The 15,714-nt window shown below is 58.8% G+C and carries 15 protein-coding genes; 6 read left to right on the top strand and 9 right to left on the bottom strand.

From position 1 onward, the window contains the following. Positions 1–181: 181 nt before the first annotated feature. From A6F69_RS01560 to A6F69_RS01550, 3 genes are read right to left on the bottom strand one after another with little or no spacing between them, the layout of a single operon-like run. Positions 182–1,165 carry an LLM class flavin-dependent oxidoreductase gene (locus tag A6F69_RS01560; RefSeq protein ID WP_067596641.1) on the bottom strand — a complete coding sequence of 328 codons (984 nt, stop codon included), beginning with the start codon at positions 1,163–1,165 and terminating at the stop codon, positions 182–184. Further along, positions 1,162–2,001: a tetratricopeptide repeat protein gene (locus A6F69_RS01555; protein WP_067596640.1), complete on the bottom strand. Its 840-nt coding sequence runs from the start codon at positions 1,999–2,001 to the stop codon at positions 1,162–1,164. The genes A6F69_RS01560 and A6F69_RS01555 overlap by 4 nt, the downstream gene beginning before the upstream one ends. A gap of 9 nt (positions 2,002–2,010) precedes the next feature. Then, complete coding sequence (locus A6F69_RS01550; protein WP_067596639.1) at positions 2,011–2,745, bottom strand: alpha/beta fold hydrolase; 735 nt, start codon at positions 2,743–2,745, stop codon at positions 2,011–2,013. A 98-nt stretch (positions 2,746–2,843) separates the two neighbouring features. On the opposite strand from A6F69_RS01550, the gene A6F69_RS01545 reads away from it, so the two are divergent. After that, complete coding sequence (locus A6F69_RS01545; protein WP_067596638.1) at positions 2,844–4,505, top strand: alkaline phosphatase D family protein; 1,662 nt, start codon at positions 2,844–2,846, stop codon at positions 4,503–4,505. 13 nt (positions 4,506–4,518) lie between these two features. Here A6F69_RS01545 and A6F69_RS01540 read toward each other — a convergent pair whose 3' ends face one another. From A6F69_RS01540 to A6F69_RS01530, 3 genes are read right to left on the bottom strand one after another with little or no spacing between them, the layout of a single operon-like run. Further along, positions 4,519–4,710, bottom strand: a complete 192-nt coding sequence (locus A6F69_RS01540; RefSeq protein WP_067596637.1) for a helix-turn-helix transcriptional regulator — start codon at positions 4,708–4,710, stop codon at positions 4,519–4,521. Continuing rightward, positions 4,707–5,309, bottom strand: coding sequence for a hypothetical protein (locus A6F69_RS01535; RefSeq protein ID WP_144573546.1), 603 nt, complete (start codon positions 5,307–5,309; stop codon positions 4,707–4,709). Before A6F69_RS01535 ends, A6F69_RS01540 begins: the two co-directional genes overlap by 4 nt. Continuing rightward, positions 5,306–5,485, bottom strand: coding sequence for a hypothetical protein (locus tag A6F69_RS01530; RefSeq protein WP_067596635.1), 180 nt, complete (start codon positions 5,483–5,485; stop codon positions 5,306–5,308). Before A6F69_RS01530 ends, A6F69_RS01535 begins: the two co-directional genes overlap by 4 nt. A gap of 370 nt (positions 5,486–5,855) precedes the next feature. Between A6F69_RS01530 and thrS the strand changes: the two genes are divergently transcribed. Continuing rightward, positions 5,856–7,856: a threonine--tRNA ligase gene (gene thrS / locus A6F69_RS01525; protein ID WP_067596634.1), complete on the top strand. Its 2,001-nt coding sequence runs from the start codon at positions 5,856–5,858 to the stop codon at positions 7,854–7,856. 8 nt (positions 7,857–7,864) lie between these two features. Here the strand turns inward: thrS and A6F69_RS13025 are convergent, their stop codons facing one another. From A6F69_RS13025 to A6F69_RS01515, 3 genes are read right to left on the bottom strand one after another with little or no spacing between them, the layout of a single operon-like run. Next, positions 7,865–8,005 (bottom strand): hypothetical protein, encoded by a 141-nt coding sequence (locus A6F69_RS13025; protein WP_157092814.1) that lies wholly within the window; start codon positions 8,003–8,005, stop codon positions 7,865–7,867. Positions 8,006–8,051: 46 nt separating this feature from the next. Continuing rightward, positions 8,052–9,008, bottom strand: coding sequence for an agmatine deiminase family protein (locus tag A6F69_RS01520; RefSeq protein WP_067602197.1), 957 nt, complete (start codon positions 9,006–9,008; stop codon positions 8,052–8,054). 46 nt (positions 9,009–9,054) lie between these two features. Further along, a complete protein-coding gene (locus tag A6F69_RS01515) occupies positions 9,055–10,752 on the bottom strand; it encodes a M28 family metallopeptidase (protein WP_179946163.1) in 1,698 nt (565 codons plus the stop codon). 113 nt (positions 10,753–10,865) lie between these two features. On the opposite strand from A6F69_RS01515, the gene A6F69_RS01510 reads away from it, so the two are divergent. The 4 genes from A6F69_RS01510 to A6F69_RS01495 all read left to right on the top strand — a co-directional run bounded on the left by A6F69_RS01510 (position 10,866) and on the right by A6F69_RS01495 (position 15,685). Further along, positions 10,866–13,562, top strand: a complete 2,697-nt coding sequence (locus tag A6F69_RS01510; RefSeq protein WP_067596633.1) for a bifunctional [glutamine synthetase] adenylyltransferase/[glutamine synthetase]-adenylyl-L-tyrosine phosphorylase — start codon at positions 10,866–10,868, stop codon at positions 13,560–13,562. Next, positions 13,559–14,032 carry a peroxiredoxin gene (locus tag A6F69_RS01505; protein ID WP_067596632.1) on the top strand — a complete coding sequence of 158 codons (474 nt, stop codon included), beginning with the start codon at positions 13,559–13,561 and terminating at the stop codon, positions 14,030–14,032. Before A6F69_RS01510 ends, A6F69_RS01505 begins: the two co-directional genes overlap by 4 nt. A 9-nt stretch (positions 14,033–14,041) precedes the next feature. Then, a complete protein-coding gene (locus tag A6F69_RS01500; protein ID WP_067596631.1) occupies positions 14,042–14,833 on the top strand; it encodes a ferritin-like domain-containing protein in 792 nt (263 codons plus the stop codon). A 141-nt stretch (positions 14,834–14,974) separates the two neighbouring features. Further along, on the top strand, positions 14,975–15,685 hold the full coding sequence (locus A6F69_RS01495; RefSeq protein WP_067596630.1) for a M23 family metallopeptidase: 711 nt from the start codon (positions 14,975–14,977) through the stop codon (positions 15,683–15,685). The last annotated feature ends 29 nt before the right edge of the window (positions 15,686–15,714 follow it).

Below are 15,714 nucleotides of genomic sequence, written 5' to 3'. Positions count from 1 at the left end.
GCTTTCCCTGCACGCGCAATTTTCTATTGTTCGCGTTTATCAATGATGCGCCGATAGGCTTCTCACTGCGCCCCCGCAAGCGAAGAAACGTTCACATTTCAAAGCCGAAAGCGCAGAGACGGCTTTACATTAGAATTGTTCGCCACGCACAGTTTTTCCGCTACGGAATTATGCGCGGCGCTTATCGGTTCACGGCCTGCATAGTAAGATCGAGCGAACGCATGCGAGCCTCTGGATCATATGTCGCGCCGCAAACAATGATTTCATCCGCCTTGGTGCGTTCAACAAATGCGGCGATCTTCTCTTTGACTGTCGCAGGAGATCCGACAGCCGCGGCCTGACTCAAATGTTCCAGCATCGCTTGCGCCGGTGCTGGCAAAATGTCGGCGTATTCTGCGATTGGTGGAGGCAGTTTGCCGGGGTTGCCGCTGCGCAGCCGTACAAAGCTTTGTTGCTGGCTGGACGCAAGCAATTCGGCCTCTTGATCGGTTTCAGCTGCGAACACATTCATTGCCACCATCACATGCGGTCTTTCGCAATGCTCGGAGGGTTCGAAATCTCGCCGATAGAGCGCCAGTGCAGCGTCGAGATGGTCAGGCGCGAAATGCGCGGCAAAGGCATAGGGCATGCCGAGCTTGGCGGCGAGCTGTGCCCCGAACAAGCTTGAGCCCAACATCCAGAATTCGATTTTAGCACCGCGTCCCGGAGTGGCATTGATCGGCAGATCGACGTCACCGGTTATGAGTGCGCGCAGTTCCAGAACATCCTGCGGGAACATCTCGGCGGCCTGATGCAGGTTCTTGCGCAACGCGCGTTGCAGTTCAGGCCCGGCGCCCGGTGCACGCCCCAACCCCAGATCGATCCGCCCGGGAAAGAGCGCGTCGAGCGTGCCGAATTGTTCAGCGATCTGGAACGGCGTGTGGTTGGGTAACATGATCCCGCCAGAACCTATGCGGATGCGGGAGGTCGCGTTGCCGATGTGCGCGAGCACGACCGAAGTTGCTCCACCGGCGATGCCATCCATCGCGTGATGTTCCGCCACCCAGAACCGGCCATAGCCATATTTCTCTGCAGCTCTGGCAAGCTGTGCAGCGTTGGCCAACGCTTCGCTGACCGTGCCGCCTTCGCGCACGGGTACAAGGTCGAGTACGGATAGCTGTGTCATTCTGTCGCCGGTCCCAGCTGATCGAGATAGACCTGCGCGCTTTGCGCAAACTCGGTGTCTGGCGATAGTTCAACAACCGATTGCCAACTGCTGCGTGCTGCGTCTTCGCGCCCGTCAAGGATCGCGATGACACCTGCTTCCAGACCAATGGCCGGCCCCGTGGGATCAAGCTTGGCTGCCTGTTCGATCTGTTCCTGAGCCTCCGCCAGCTTGCCCATCCGGCGTAGGAGCGTGGCCGATAACAACCGTGTCTCCGCATCTTCGGGCTGCAATCGCCGCGCTTCAGCCAGCGCCTCTTCTGCTGCTGCCAGTTGATCAAGGCCCACCAGCACCCGTGCCCGGTCAAGTGCGATCAAACCCTGCATGCCGCCTGCACTTGCCGCCACTGCATCGCCGCGTGCCGCATCCAGCAGTACCAGGGCCCCATCCAGATCACCGGTTACCAATGCCGCGTTGCCCGCCATTGCTCCAAATCGTGCGCGCAGTCGGGCCTCTTTTTCAGGGGTCTCCTGGCGCGATGCAGTGAAAGCCGCGCGCGCCTCTTCCCATCGGCCGAGTTCTACTGACGCAAGGCCCAGACAATGGTTGGCAAGCACGCGATCCTGCCCATTGGTGGTGTCTCGCCGGATCTGCGCCTGGACATGCGCACGCGTCGGCTCTTTTTCCAGTTGATCGAGGCACTGGGCCAGCCAACTCGTGGGTTGAGGCGCATCTATGATTGAGAGTTCGCGCGGCGGACGGTCCTGTATGTCGGCGGAGTAATCAGGCACACCGCCGCGGGCTGGATCGAGCCCGGCTTGCAGCAAGAAAGGTAAAATTGTGGCAGTCAAAAACATTGGGTGATCCTAATCCAGAAGGCTCCAAACCTGTCGTTGGAGTAAGGCGATATCCTGCTCTCGCGACAGACGATGATCGCCGTCTTTGACCAAAGCAATCTGTACATCATCCGAACGGAGGTGTTCAGCAAGCCGCATACTGATCTGCCATGGCACGTCATCGTCCCGCTGGCCGTGGAGCAAACGTACAGGAGCGGAAATCTCGATTGGGCCTTTCAGGCGAAGATGGGTCTTCGCATCCTGCCAGAATTTGGCGTGCGTCGGGGTCGGCTCCGGTCCATAGGGATTGTCTTCGCAGATCGTCTCCCCCACCGCCAGCTGCGCTTTCTGTTCGTCCGAATATCCCCAGTCGGTAAAATCCGGCGCCGCTGCAATTCCGACCAGGCCTGCCAGTCGATCGCCCAAAGCCGCTGCCACCAGCAGCATCAGCCAACCACCCATCGAAGAGCCAATGACGACAACTGGACCGTCAATACAGGTGTCGATCAATGCGAGAACTTCATCGCGCCATGTGCTGAGTGATCCGTCAGCGAATTCTCCCGATGATTGCCCGCAGCCCGAATAATCGAGCAGAAGGCACTCGCGGCCCTCAGTTTGCGCGCGAGCGAAGATCGCAGTCGCCTTGCCGCCATCCATGTCTGACATATACCCGGGCAGGAAAACCATCGCTGGGCCACGGCCGCGAGAATGACGATAGGCGAGACGCCGTCCATCGCTCATTTCGTGAAATTGCACATCACTCATGGGGGCGCTTCATGCCCTTGCAAGCATGACTAGTGCAAGAGGGACAGCGCATTCACACTTGTCATTTCTTCGACACAGGCGCAGCTTACGGAACGATCATGATAAAGACTGAACCACCCGCTCCATCTGCAGCCTCTACGGCTCTTTCCCGCCGCAACCTGTTCAAGCTTGGCGGACTTGCAGCCGCCACGGCCAGCACGCCCGCCTTTGCTCGCAGCTTCGGCACTGGCTTTACGCATGGCGTTGCCAGCGGCGAACCGGGCCCGGATAAAGTGATGTTGTGGACGCGCTTCGTTTCGGACCAAGACGTGTGGCTTGAGTTCCAGGTCAGCGTGACCCCTGAATTTGACGAAATGGTCGCGGGAGGCAGCGCCAGAGCCAGCGCTGAAACCGATTGGTGCGCGAAGGCCTGGGCCGATGGTCTGCGCGAGGACCGCTGGTACTACTATCGGTTTGTTGCTCCCGACGGATCGATGTCTGATATCGGCCGTACGCGCACCCTGCCTGCAGGCGCGACGCAGCGCTTCCGCATGGCAGTGTTAAGCTGTTCTAATTACGGATTCGGCTATTTCAATGCCTATGCCCATGCGGCTGAGGCAAACGATGTCGATCTTGCTGTGCATTTGGGAGACTATATCTACGAGTACAATCGTGGGACCTATCCATCAGCGGGCGATGCGCATCCTGACCGCTTGCTATGGCCGGAAAGCGAGATCGTGGCGCTGGCAGATTACCGGCTGCGTTATGCCACCTATCGCCGCGATCCTGACCTGCGGCGGATACACCAGTTGCTGCCGATGATTAGCGTGTGGGATGACCACGAAAGCGCCAATGACAGCTGGAAAGATGGTGCGCAAAACCATCAGCCGGAAACTGAAGGCGATTGGGAAGTGCGCAAGGCCGCTGCAAAGCGCGTCTATCGCGAATGGATGCCGGTTTCGGATGAGCCCTATGCCGAATATCAGCTAGGTGATCTGGCGACGCTTCTGCGGCTTGATACGCGGCTGGAGGGGCGCGAGAAACAGTTCAATATTGGCGAAGTGATTCAGGGCAAGCGTTCGCCAGAAGAAATGGGTGCGGCCTTGGTGGCGTTCCGTGAAGGTGCCTATCGCGCCAAAGATCGCGAATTGCTCGGCGCGTCACAACAGGCGTGGTTGGCGGATCGGCTGATGGCGTCGCGCAAGGCGGGGACTCAATGGCAAGTGTTGGTCCAGCAGGTCTTGATGGGTGAGCTCTTTACTGCGCCCCAACTCGCTGAGGCGGTGCCCGATAGCGCGCCTGATTTCATCCGGCGACGGGTGCAGGCCAGTACGCTGGCAGGCGGTGCGGGATTGCCCGCGAATATGGATGCTTGGGATGGCTATCCCGCCGCGCGCGCACGCGTTTTTGAGGCCTCGCTTTCAGCGGATGCGAACCTGATTTCGCTAGCGGGCGACACACACAATGCCTGGGGCTTTGATCTGGCGCATTCGGGGGAAAAGGTTGGCGTGGAGTTTGCGACACATTCAGTTAGCTCGCCAGGCTTGGAAAGCTATCTGGGCGCGATTCCGCCGCAGGATCTGTCCCGCGCAATTGTCAGCCACAATGCGCCCCTCAAATATGCAGATACGTCGCAGCGCGGCTATATGGTGGTTGAGTTGACCCCAGAGCGTGCCAGCGCAGAATTTCGTTTCATGGCGGGTATACGCCAGCGCTCTACACGTATTGCGGGAGCCAAACGGATTTCCACTTCCGCCGGCTCCCGCGAGCTCACGATCTAGCTTGGGGGGAGAGCTAGTCGCGGCTGAAGATCTCTTCGATGGGTAGTTCGAAGACATCGGCGATTTTGAATGCGAGCGGAAGCGAGGGGTCATAGCGCCCTTTCTCGATCGCATTCACGCTTTGACGGCTGACCTCAAGGCGATCAGCCAGGTCCTGTTGGCTCCAGTCGCGTTCTGCGCGGAGGACCTTGAGACGATTATTCATCGAATCTCTCCGTAGGTGCCGTATTTTAGCTTGTTGGCAATGGCGCCAATCCCGATTCCCAAGCACCATATTGTCGGCCACCAGAACGCGGGCACAGGATCTACGATGTTGTAGGTTTCAAGAAAGCCCCAGATCGCCGCCAGCGTAAAGGACACCCCCGTCGCGATCAGCCCCTGACGCACATAGAGTAGCCGGTAGAACTCATCGTCTTCTTCCACGATCAAGGCACCGAAGATCCAGATTACGCCAGCAAACGAAAGCCCGGGAAGCAGAGCAAGGACGGCTGCCAACCAACCTGTCACTCCGCGGTCTTCGATGAAGTGTTCCGCTGCAAACAGCGTAAGAAGGTAGAATGCCATCACAAGCGCCATCCGGGTCAGATAGCGATGCGATGCCTTGCTGTTGTTTTTGGCCATCTTCAGGCTTCTGACAAAAGCGAAGACCATCAGGCTGACAGGGATGATCGCAAGAATGTAGGCGGTAGTGGTGTTAATGGCGTCTGACTTCCACAGGAACAGCAGCGCAATCGCTCCGATGACAGACGAAGCGGCGGCACCAAGGCATAGTCTGGTAGCCGAGGATGAGGAATCTGAGGTCATCGCGCGCACCGGTTGCCGTTCTGCTTTGTGCCACGCGTGATCCACAATACGGCGAAGCCGGAGATTGCGGTCACGACGCTAAACGAGATGTTCGAGTTGACGCCTGTGCTTCTTGCGATTGCGGCAACGACGAGCATCAACGCGGCTGCGGCCAATCCCTTATAGATGTTATTCATTGGTCAAGTTTCCTTTCAAATATGGAAAGGGTATTTGACATTGATTCGAGTGATTGTCAAGCACACCTTCCATAATGGAGCGCTTGCTTTCCGCGCGAAGGGTGAAGAATTGCGCTAATGACATCGCAACAACTCGTGCCTATATGCCTCGCCATGGCGAAACTGCTGACCACGACCACGACAACTACCACCTCGGATATCCGGGGGCGGTTGGTCGCGGCATAGTCGCAGTCACCGCCACCCGATTTCGGGTGGCTTGGGTGTCAGCCTCCCGAAAATTTGACTAATCACGTGACACCGCCCTTTCGGTGTGCCTTTGCTTGTGGCAGTGGCGCTTGCAAACACCGCCTAGACGAGACGGACGAATTTGATGACCGAACTTCTGAAGATCAGCTTGCCCGATGGATCAGTGCGCGAAGTCGAGCCTGGATCGACCCCGGCAGACATTGCGGCCGCGATTGGACCGGGCTTAGCCAAGGCCGCGCTCGCCGCGCGTGTCGACGGGGAACTGCGCGATCTCAATCGGCCGTTCGATGGCGATGCCGAACTGGCGCTGATTACCTCCCGTGACGAGGCCGACGCGCTCGAACTCGCCCGCCATGACTATGCGCATGTTTTGGCAGAGGCGGTGCAATCGCTGTGGCCAGGCACGCAAATCACGTTTGGTCCGGCGACTGACGATGGCTTCTATTATGACGTGATGGCGCCCGCTAGCCGCGATCCCTTTGGCATGGATGATTTGCCAGCGATCGAAGAGGAAATGCGGCGGATCATCAAAGCGGACAAGCCGCTGCGCCGCGAAGTCTGGTCGCGCCAACAGCTGATCGAGAAGTGGGAAGCTGAAGGCGAGACCTTCAAGGCGGAATGGGCCAAAGAGCTACCTGAGAATGAAGAGCTGACAGTTTACTGGTCAGGTGATGACTGGCTCGACATGTGCCGCGGGCCGCATCTGGCCTCGACCGGCAAGCTTGACCCGGACGCCTTCAAGCTGATGCGCGTTGCGGGCGCGTATTGGCGCGGCGATCAAAGCAATGCGCAGCTGACGCGCATCTACGGAACCGGCTGGCTGAACAAGAAGCAGCTGAATGCGCACCTCCACCGTTTGGAAGAGGCCGCCTTGCGCGATCACCGCAAGCTCGGACGCGAGATGGACCTGTTCCATTTGCAGGAAGATGCGCATGGCAGCGTGTTCTGGCATCCCAATGGCTATAAGATCTGGCGCGAGCTTGAGGCCTATATGCGCCGCAAGATGGACGGTGCCGGCTATCAGGAAATCAAGACGCCGCAAGTGATGGACGCGCGCCAGTGGGAGCAATCGGGCCACTGGGGCAAATATCGGGAGAACATGTTCGTCATCCCTGACGAGGTTCCGAACACCGAAGACGAAGGCGAAATCATCTCCGGCGATGCCGACTGGATGGCGCTGAAACCGATGAACTGCCCCGCGCATGTGCTGGTCTTCAAGCAAGGCATCACCAGCTACAAGGAACTTCCGATCCGACTGGGCGAAATGGGCTGTTGCCACCGCAACGAACCACACGGCGCGCTGCACGGCCTAATGCGCGTGCGTCAGTTCACGCAGGATGATGCGCATATCTTCTGTACCGAGGCGCAGATCGTCGATGAAGTGCGCGCTTTCTGCGAACTTGCTGACAGCGTCTACAAGGATTTCGGCTTCACCTATCACATCAAGCTGGCGCTGCGCCCGGAGCAGCGGTTCGGTTCTGATGAGGACTGGGACAAGGCGGAGCAAGAACTGCGCGACGCCGTGATCGAAGCGGGCATGGCGACAGAGGAGTATGGCTGGGAAGAATTGCCTGGCGAAGGCGCTTTTTATGCGCCCAAGCTCGAATGGCATTTGACCGATGCGATCGGCCGCACATGGCAGGTGGGCACGATCCAGTCTGATCGCGTGCTGCCAGAGCGGCTCGATGCAACCTATATCGGCGAAGATGGCGGGAAGCACCGCCCCGTCATGTTGCACCGCGCGATCTTCGGTTCCTACGAGCGCTTCATCGGGATCCTGATCGAACATTACGCCGGGCGGATGCCGGTGTGGCTCGCGCCGGTTCAAGCTGTGGTGGCGACGATCACCTCTGAGGCGGACGGATACGGAGAACAGGCGGTCGCCAAGCTGGAAGCTGCGGGCATCCGTGTTGAGAGCGACTTCCGCAACGAGAAGATCAATTACAAGGTTCGCGAGCATTCACTCGCGAAGGTTCCGCACCTGCTTGTTGTCGGAATGCGCGAAGCAGAGGAAGGCACCGTTGCCGTGCGGACACTGGGCGAGAAGCATCAACGCGTGATGAGCCTGGATGAAGCGATTGCGATGCTGAAGCAAGAAGCAACCGCGCCTGATCTGCGCGGCTAAGTCCGGTCTTAAAAAGGAAGCGCGCGGTCGGCTGCGATGAGTGCGACGGCGCAAGTCGTGACCAGCGTAACGCGGATCACCTCGAGCCGTGCCTCTGCGACTTTATCCGACAGGCGGACCGCGCGCGTCAAAGAAATGACCTTGGACATGAGCGGAATTATCCGCCTCAATTCCTAACGACCCGTTAATGCGTGCTCATAGGCGCGGCATCTGCTGGCTGGCGCAGTGGAACCCACCCCCGCCTGCGAGGACTGCATCCCCCGGCAAACCGACTGTTTCGCGATCCGGGAAAAGCTCCCCAATCGCCGCCACGCCGTCGTCATCATGCGGCGAGCCGAACGTTGGCACCACTACCAGATGCGTCGTGATCGCGAAATTGACGTAGCTGGCCGGTTCGATCTGTCCGTCTCGCTCGACCAGGCCAGGCGACGGAATCTCGTGTAGGTTTAGCCCGGCATCAAGAATGCGGGCCTTCGCATCGGCATAGATCGCTGCATTGGGATCATCGCCGCCTGTGGCGCGCGGCAAAACAACTTCTCCCGGCGCAACAAAGCGCGCGAGATTGTCGACATGGCCATCGGTGTGATCGTTGATCAGTCCGTCGCCTAGCCACACGACCTGCGTAAATCCCAGATCGCGCGCTAGCCGCGCTTCGATATCTGCGCGCGAGAGATGCGGGTTGCGGTTTGCGTTGAGCAGGCATTGCTCGGTGGTCAGCGCAATGCCGGTCCCATCTCCGTCAACGGCACCACCCTCCAGTATCCAGTCACCGTCAATGACTGCCAATCCCGCATCATATGCGATTTCGGCACCAATGCTTTGGTCCCCCGGCATCAAATATTTGCCGCCCCAGCCATTGAAACCGCAACGCAGCGCGGATCCATCGCCGCGCACCAGCGGCCCGGTATCGCGTAACCAGACGTCGCCATAGACCCGGCGCTCCAACTTGATGCTGGCAGAGACCAACTCACGCGCGCGCGCTTCATTGGCTTCGTCGCGCACCAGCAGGCGCACCTCTTGTCCGCCTTCCGCGACGACGCTCGCGAAAGCGGCAATCTGTTCTTGCGCCGCCTCAAGATAGCCCGGCCATTCATCGGCCAGATGCGGGAAGCCGATCCACAGCCAGTCCTGCGGTGCCCATTCAGGCGGCATCAGGATATCAGCCACGGACCGGCTCTCTCGATCAGTTCAGACGAATTCAGCAGCCGGTTTCGCTGCCGGCACAATCCGCATCGCGGGTCGCCTTGAATTCGTCGCCCTCGTTCCAGTTGGGCCAGCTTGTGCTCATCGCCATCATCCGGCCCAAGCGATAGAACAGCTGCAAATCGGCCATCACGCCCGACCAGTCCCAATTCTCGTCAAATTCGTCCTTTGGTCCGTGATAGCGATTGGCGCGATAGTCGTCGGCCAGGGCTGCTCCGGCTTCCCGACCGCCATCGATCAGATCCTGCCCGCCATCGAGATACAGCATCGGCACGCCGCGCTTTGCGAAGGCGAAATGATCGCTGCGGTAGTAGTAACCGGCTTCGGGCGACGGGTTTGGTGTCTGCACGCGCCCGTCCGCAACCAGCGCGGCCTCGAGAAACAGGTCGAGTTGAGACTTACCAGGCCCAACGACAGTCACGTCTTTCGCTGGACCGGCCATATCGAATGCATCCATGTTGATGCCGCCGACGGTCTGCGCGAGCGGGAAGACCGGGTTTTCGGCATAGTAATGCGCGCCGAGCAGGCCCGATTCCTCTGCGGTTACCGCCAGAAACACCAGGCTGCGATCGGGTGCCCCAGCTTTACCGTGCGCTTCCGCCAGTGCAACCAACGCTGCGGTGCCGGTGGCGTTGTCGACCGCGCCGTTGCAGATGTCATCACCGTCGGGCGCAGGCGTGCAGCGGCCTAGGTGATCCCAGTGGGCCGTGTGGATAACATATTCGTCCGGGCGCGTCGCCCCCGGCAGCACGCCGATCACATTCTTCGACATGAACTTGCGAATGTCGTTCTGGAAGCTGGTCGACGCAGTAAAGCCGAGCTCGACCGGCTTGAAATCCTTGCTCTTCGCAGCTTCGGACAAGGCATCAAGGTCTTGCCCGGCAGCGCTCAGGATCTCGCGCGCTACATCCATCTGGACCCAGCCGTTTACAAGTGTGCGGGCCGGTGCATTGGCGCCATATTCGGGATAGGCCTGAGCACCTGACCAGCTCGATTCAACCACATTCCACCCGTAGCTCGCCGGTTCGGTGTCATGAACAATAATCGCGCCTGCTGCACCTTGCCTTGCAGCCTCTTCGTATTTGTACGTCCACCGTCCGTAATAGGTCATCGCACGGCCGTTGAAGGGGCCTTCCAGTCCCTGAGTTTGCCAGTCGGGGTCATTGACAAGGATGACAACGGTCTTGCCTGTTACATCCACCCCTTCGTAATCGTTCCAGTCGCGCTCGGGCGCATTGATGCCATAGCCCACGAACACCAGCTCGCTATTCGCAAGCTGGGTTTGTGCATCCTCGCGATAGGTCACGCCAACCCATTCGTTACCGAAGTCATAGACCAGATCGGTTTCGCCATTGGTGATTGTCAAAGGTGCGAAATTCTTGCCGGTGATTTCGACCAATGGGACATCCTGAACCCAGCTATCGCCATTGCCCGGCTGTAAGCCAGCGGCCTCGAACTTCTCGGTTAGAAGTGCGACTGTCAGCTCTTCTCCTATTGTGCCGGGCATCCGACCTTCGAACTCGTCGCTGGATAGCGTCCGCGTGATATCCACCATGGTCGCTTGCGAAATATCGCCGGCTGCAACCTCTGGGATATCAAGCGCTGGTTCGCTTGTGCCCATCATGTCGCAGGCAGTCAGCGTTAGAGCGGCAGTGGCTGCAATGAATCCGGTCTTGATCCTTGTTGTGATCATTAGGGAAGTGTCCTCTGTCAGAAAGCAATGCGCGCTCCCTTTGCATGCGTGCAGCCCAGGGGCAAGAGATTGCGACGCTTGCGCTTGCATGCCTGTGAAGGCAGTGAGCAAGGATGAACGGTGATTGGCAGCATGCTTTGACGCGGGCGCGGGCGGAGGCGCCATTTCTGGCGCGCGCGCTGGAGCGGCAACCGGAGCTGGCGGACTTGCTGGAGCAGGGTAGCAGTGACGCTGCGCTCGAATGGGCCCGCCAGGCGGGCGAAGGGGCGCCTTCGACAGGTGTCGCTTTGCGCCGTGAACGTCTGGCTTATGCCACGGCGCTGGCGATTGGTGATCTGGCCGGGGCGTTTTCGCTCGATTTCGTGATGGTCGAATTGTCTGATCTGGCAGATCGTGCGCTTGATCTGGCGATCAACGATGCCATTCTGCGCCGGGTTGAAGGCGCCGACTTGCGCGGCCTCATTGCACTTGGGCTCGGCAAGCATGGCGCCCATGAACTCAACTATTCTTCCGATATCGATCCGATCCTGCTTTACGATCCAGACACTTTACCAAGGCGCGAACGTGATGAACCGGGGGAAGCGGCGCAGCGCTATGCGCGCGAAATTGTGAGGACTCTGTCTGAGAATACAGCGGAAGGATATGTTTTCAGAGTCGATTTGAGGCTTCGGCCCGCAAGCGAAGTCAGCCCGCTGGCGATTTCTACCAACGCTGCGCTGACCCATTATGAGAGCTCGGCTCTGGCGTGGGAACGCGCCGCCTTTATTCGCGCACGCGCCTGTGCCGGCGATATTGCGGCGGGCGAACAGTTCTTGAGCGCGATCAAACCATTCGTGTGGCGTTCCAGTCTGGACTTTGGTGCGATTGACGAGATTCGCCGACTGACCGAGCGTATCCGATCAAACTACAAAGGCCCCAATGAAGTAGGCCCGGGTTTCAACCTGAAGCATGGACGCGGCGGAATTCGCGAAGTCGAGTTTTTCGCGCAAACGTATCAATTGATCCATGGTGGCCGCGATCCATCCTTACGGCTACGCGGCACCCGCGCTGCACTTGATGCGTTGGCGGCCGCGGGTCGGATCGAAAGTTCAGAGGCGACTGTGCTTGGCGCAGCCTATGATCGCTTGCGAGTGGTCGAGCACCGTTTGCAGATGGTGGGTGACCGTCAAACGCACGCACTGCCCGCAGGTGATGCGCTTGATGCAGTGGCGCGGCTGGACGGGTTGGATAACGGTGACGTGCTGCTCGACGATCTACGCAATGTTACCGATCAGGTGGCCCGTGCATATGACCGATTGCTGGATGGCGGCAGCGATGCCGTTCCAATTGCACCGGCGGTGTCCCCGCTGGCGGACCGGCTCAATGCATTGGGCTTCGACGAGCCGGAAACGCTAGCGGAACGGGTGACGGGCTGGCGTGACGGGCGTTATCAAGCTCTCAAATCCAGCGCAGCTCTCGACGCGTTTGATGCCATGCTGCCCGCTCTGCTTGAGGCTTTCGCCGGAGCTGACGATCCTGAGCGCGCAATGCTGCGTTGGGAAAGCGTGCTTGCCAATGCAGCCTCTGCGATCAACCTTTTCCGCTTGCTCGAAGCGCGCCCGGGCCTGTTCGAGCAGTTGATGGCAATTCTGACGCTGGCCCCCACCTTGGCGGAGGAATTGGGGCGGCGGCCTGAATTGCTCGACACGCTTATTGACGCGAGCGCAATGGACCTGCCGGGCAATGTCGCCACAATTGCTGCACGCATGGAAGCAGGCGATGCAGCGCGAGATTATGAGCGTCAGCTTGACCGTATCCGTATCGTCACGGGCGAGCTGCGCTTTGCGCTTGGTCTGCAGCTGGTGCAGGGCGTCCACGATCCGCTTGATATCGCAGCGGCCCTTTCCCGGACGGCAGAGGCAGGTTTGCAGGTTGCACACAAAGCGGCCAGCACGGAATTTTCCGTCAAGCATGGCCAGATTGTCGATAGCGAGTTGATGGTCCTTGGCCTGGGCAGACTAGGGGGTGGAGCGCTGACGCATGCCAGCGATCTGGACATCATCTATCTCTTTACAGGGCAGACGAGCGCAGAGTCAGATGGAGAACGCCCGCTGGGCGGCACGCATTATTACAATCGCCTGTCTCAGCGCGTAAGCGCCGCTTTGTCAGTGCCGACCGCCCATGGCGCGCTTTACGAGATCGATACGCGTCTGAGGCCACAAGGTGCTCAAGGGCCGCTCGCTGTTACGATCGAAGCTTTTGAGAAGTATCAGCGCGAAGCGGCGTGGACCTGGGAGCACATGGCGCTTACCCGCGCGCGCGTTCTGGTGGGGAGTGATGCGGCGCGCGCGCAACTCGAGGGGCTGATCGCCAATGTGCTGGCGCAAGAGCGGGATCCGGCGCGGCTGCGCGAAGACGTGCTGAAAATGCGCAATGAAATGGCACAGCACAAACCCGCCAGCGGTCTGCTTGACGTGAAGTTGATGCGCGGCGGACTGGTTGATTTGGAATTTGCCGTTCATTTCCTCCAGCTGCGCAATGGAGTTGCGCTACAGCCTGATCTGGGCACAGCCATTCTCGAACTGATCGATCAACAGCTGCTTCCCGCAGAGGCGAAGCCAGCGCATGACTTGCTGACCCGCGCCCTGGTGGCAGGGCGGCTTCTTGCTCCAGATCTGGCGACGCCTCCGAAATCAGCCGCTAGCGCGCTGGCCGATGCGTGCGATTGCGAAACTTATGACGCGCTCTTGCGTAGACTGCGTGAGGCGCGGCAATGCGTCGCCGCGATTTGGCAACAGACATTTGATTTGGAACTGGAGATAGAGGAATGAGCATTTTCCCGGATGTTGGCGATGCGATGCCCAACATTGAAATGGAAACTCCCGATGGCGGCGTTGTGAAGGCTTCCGACTTTGCCGGCCAGAAGCTGGTTGTGTTCTTCTACCCGAAAGACAACACGCCGGGCTGCACGACCGAAGCGAAAGACTTCACCGCGCTTAAAGGCGATTTTGATCAGGCCGGCGTTGCGCTGCTTGGTGTCAGCAAGGATTCGGCAAAGAAGCACCAGAACTTCATTGCCAAGCATGATCTCACAACACCGCTTGCAACCGATGCCGAAGAGAACGGTTTGTCCGATGCGCTCGGCATCTGGACCGAAAAGAAGATGTACGGGAAGACGTACATGGGCATGGTGCGCACAACCTACCTTGTCGGTACCGATGGCAAGATCGCGCAGGTGTGGAACAAGGTAAAGGTGAAAGGGCACGCGGAGGAGGTGTTGTCCGCGGCGAAGGCGCTATAGCTTCGGGTCATGGCTTCGCTAGCAACCGCCACCCGGTCAGCGCTTCTGACAGCTGATCCGCGCGCCAAGGCCATGGCAACGCGTGAAGTCGCGCGCAACTGGCGCCTTGGTCGGCTGGAGTTTGTTTTCGACGTTGAGATGCCGGATGAACCCGCGCGTCCGGATCAGCCCGAGTTGCTCCCGCCCAACAAAATGCCAAAACGCGGCAAAGGCGGATCGGAACGCGGACGCATAGCTCTGTGGCATTCGCTGGCTCATATTGAATTCGTCGCGATCGACCTTGCGCTCGATATTGTCGGGAGGTTCGGTAGCGAGATGGGCAGGGAGTTCGTGAACGACTTCCTCTCCGTTGCAGCAGACGAGGCCATGCACTTTGCCCTTCTGGCTCGAAAACTTGAAAGTCTAGGCAGCCGATATGGTGAGCTGCCTGCGCATGGAGGGTTGTGGCAAGCAGCCTATGAGACCCGCGATGATATCCGCGCGCGGCTTGCGATTGTGCCAATGGTGCTGGAGGCGCGCGGGCTCGATGTCACACCGTCGACGCTTCAAAGGGTCAGATCAGCGGGCGACGAAAACGGCGCCAAAATTCTCGAACGAATCCTTGACGATGAGATTCGCCATGTCGGCTTTGGCACCAAGCACTTTATCGCACTGGCTAACGAAGCAGAAGAATCACCCCAGAAAAGCTGGCAAAATCTGGTTTCTCGCTACTTCCGTGGGAACGTTAAGCCACCATTTAACGACTCGGCGCGTCTTGCTGCCGGTTTATCGCGAGACTTCTACGACGCTATTGCTTCGTAAACTTTTTGGCCGTTAACCCAAAATTGTACAAAGGCGTCATCGAAAAGATGCCAGCCCATGGGTGCAGTTCAAACAGCTCCATCTTCGGGTCGCTCTTAAACAAAACGGATCTGACAAAAGGTCCGTGTTGAGGAACAAGTTTTGATCGGATCGCAAATCCTGAAAACTATTAGCCGCGCCGCAGTTTTAGCTGCAGCAGGCTTCGCTGCTACAGCGGCGGCACCAGCTCTCGCTAACACCAATGCTGCATCGGTCGATATCCGGGATACAGTTCGTGACGCGCAAGACGAATCACTTCTTCAAGGTGACGTTCGCTATCAGCAATTGTTCGCCAGCTGGGAAGCCCTGGAAGAAAACGGCGAAGATGCGGGAACTGTCACCGCTCCGATTTCCGTACCGTCTATCATGCCCCTTCAAGATGCGAAGCTGACCAGTGGATACGGGATGCGCACGCATCCGGTTCTGGGCGGCCGTCGCAAGCATAAGGGTATCGATCTGGCGGCGCCAACCGGTACACCCATCTACGCGACAGCGGACGGCATTATCGATCGTGCAGAGTGGTTTTCCAGCTATGGTCTGTTTGTTGAAATCGATCACGGCGCAGAACTTGAAACACGTTATGCTCACATGTCCCGGCTCGCAGTGGCTGAGGGGCAATGGGTCAGCAAAGGCGATCTGATTGGCTATGTTGGTTCAACAGGTCGCTCTACCGGACCGCATCTTCATTACGAAGTTCGTGTATCAGGTGTTGCAGTCAATCCGATTCCGTATATGGTGGAAGCTCCAGTGATTCAGCAGCTGGCGGAGTTGGAAGAGGCTTCGGAAGTTGAAGGCGGCCAAGGGGGCGAATAGCTGGCCGCAGCAAAGGTTTTCCGCCTGGA

This window comes from Altererythrobacter ishigakiensis, from assembly GCF_001663155.1.
Classification (GTDB): Bacteria; Pseudomonadota; Alphaproteobacteria; order Sphingomonadales; family Sphingomonadaceae; genus Erythrobacter; species Erythrobacter ishigakiensis.
This window is presented reverse-complemented; position numbering and strand designations above follow the sequence as displayed.

Bases quoted from the DNA above. Each gene is read 5' to 3' on its own strand.
- A6F69_RS01530 (WP_067596635.1), bottom strand. From the start codon at position 5,485: ATGAATAACATCTATAAGGGATTGGCCGCAGCCGCGTTGATGCTCGTC.
- A6F69_RS13025 (WP_157092814.1), bottom strand. From the start codon at position 8,005: ATGTCCAAGGTCATTTCTTTGACGCGCGCGGTCCGCCTGTCGGATAAA.
- A6F69_RS01545 (WP_067596638.1), top strand. From the start codon at position 2,844: ATGATAAAGACTGAACCACCCGCTCCATCTGCAGCCTCTACGGCTCTT.
- A6F69_RS01540 (WP_067596637.1), bottom strand. From the start codon at position 4,710: ATGAATAATCGTCTCAAGGTCCTCCGCGCAGAACGCGACTGGAGCCAA.
- thrS (WP_067596634.1), top strand. From the start codon at position 5,856: ATGACCGAACTTCTGAAGATCAGCTTGCCCGATGGATCAGTGCGCGAA.
- A6F69_RS01535 (WP_144573546.1), bottom strand. From the start codon at position 5,309: ATGACCTCAGATTCCTCATCCTCGGCTACCAGACTATGCCTTGGTGCC.
- A6F69_RS01510 (WP_067596633.1), top strand. From the start codon at position 10,866: ATGAACGGTGATTGGCAGCATGCTTTGACGCGGGCGCGGGCGGAGGCG.
- A6F69_RS01550 (WP_067596639.1), bottom strand. From the start codon at position 2,745: ATGAGTGATGTGCAATTTCACGAAATGAGCGATGGACGGCGTCTCGCC.
- A6F69_RS01555 (WP_067596640.1), bottom strand. From the start codon at position 2,001: ATGTTTTTGACTGCCACAATTTTACCTTTCTTGCTGCAAGCCGGGCTC.
- A6F69_RS01515 (WP_179946163.1), bottom strand. From the start codon at position 10,752: ATGATCACAACAAGGATCAAGACCGGATTCATTGCAGCCACTGCCGCT.
- A6F69_RS01505 (WP_067596632.1), top strand. From the start codon at position 13,559: ATGAGCATTTTCCCGGATGTTGGCGATGCGATGCCCAACATTGAAATG.
- A6F69_RS01500 (WP_067596631.1), top strand. From the start codon at position 14,042: ATGGCTTCGCTAGCAACCGCCACCCGGTCAGCGCTTCTGACAGCTGAT.
- A6F69_RS01560 (WP_067596641.1), bottom strand. From the start codon at position 1,165: ATGACACAGCTATCCGTACTCGACCTTGTACCCGTGCGCGAAGGCGGC.
- A6F69_RS01520 (WP_067602197.1), bottom strand. From the start codon at position 9,008: ATGCCGCCTGAATGGGCACCGCAGGACTGGCTGTGGATCGGCTTCCCG.